The sequence below is a fragment of the Rhizobacter sp. P1_G5 genome (genome assembly GCF_056405435.1).
Genome location: NZ_JBFUCB010001022.1, coordinates 1 through 1,206 on the forward strand (window position 1 = coordinate 1; position 1,206 = coordinate 1,206).

General features: G+C 70.6%; 1 protein-coding gene. It reads left to right on the top strand.

Annotated features, from left to right (window positions below):
- A partial coding sequence (gene ligD, locus AC1D12_RS33710) for a DNA ligase D (protein WP_477845429.1) occupies nucleotides 1–1,126 on the top strand: 1,126 nt, incomplete at its 5' end.
- Nucleotides 1,127–1,206 lie beyond the last annotated feature (80 nt).

Here is a 1,206-nt window from a genome sequence, read left to right on the forward strand (position 1 = left end):
GGTCGAGGCCTCGCCGTTCGATGCGGCACCGAAGCGTGGGCGCGGGCCGCGCGGGGCCGAGGGCGAGCGCCGCTGGGTCAAGCCCATGCTGATGGCCGAGGTGAGCTTCGGCGAGTGGACGCCGGACGGGCAGATCCGCCACGCGTCGTTCGAGGGGCTGCGCACCGACAAGCCGGCGAAGCGGATCACGCGCGAGCGCGTCGTGCCGGTGAAGGCGATGGAGGCGACGATGGCAACGAAGGTGACGCACCCGGAGCGCGTGATCGACAAGCGCAGCGGCATCACGAAGCTCGACCTGGTGCACTACTACGAGAGCGTGGCGCAGCGGATGCTGCCGCACCTGAAGGGGCGGCCGTGCGCGCTGCTGCGTGCGCCGGAAGGCGTGGGCGGCGAGACCTTCTTCCAGAAGCACGCCGGCAAGATGCGTTTCCCCGGCCTGCGTGAGCTCGACTCGGCGCTGTGGCCGGAACACGAGCCGCTGCTGGAGGTGCCGAGCGCGGCAGCGCTGGCGGGCGCGGCGCAGATGAACGTGATCGAGTTCCACACCTGGAATGCGCTGGCGCGCCGCATCGACCAGCCCGACCGCATGGTGTTCGACCTGGATCCCGGAGAGGGCGTCGAGTGGGCGCAGGTGCGCGAGGCGGCGGCGCTGGTGCGTTCGCTGCTGCAGGCGCTGGGGCTCGAGAGCTGGCTGAAGACCAGCGGCGGCAAGGGCCTGCACGTGGTGGTGCCGCTGAAGCCGCAGCACGGCTGGGATGCGGTGAAGGGTTTCTCGCAGGCGATCGTGCAGCACATGGCGAGCGTGGTGCCGGAGCGCTTCGTCGCGAAGAGCGGCCCGAAGAACCGCGTCGGCAGGATCTTCGTCGACTACCTGCGCAACGGCCACAACGCGACGACGGTGGCCGCGTTCTCGGCGCGGGCACGGCCGGGGCTGGGCGTCTCGATGCCGGTGCCGTGGAGCGCGCTCGACGAACTGAAGGGCGGCGACCAGTGGACGGTCAAGACCGCACGCGAGCACCTGTCGTTCGAACGCGAGGATCCGTGGCAGGACTACTGGACGACGAAGCAGGTGCTCGGGCGGGCGATGCAGCGGCTGGGGTACAAGCCGGCGAAGGCGAAGGGCTGATCTCGATCAGTTGAGCGGGGCGGCCCGCCCGTTCACCCTGAGCAGGGACCGAGCTTGTCGAGGGCCCGTCCGTCGAAGGG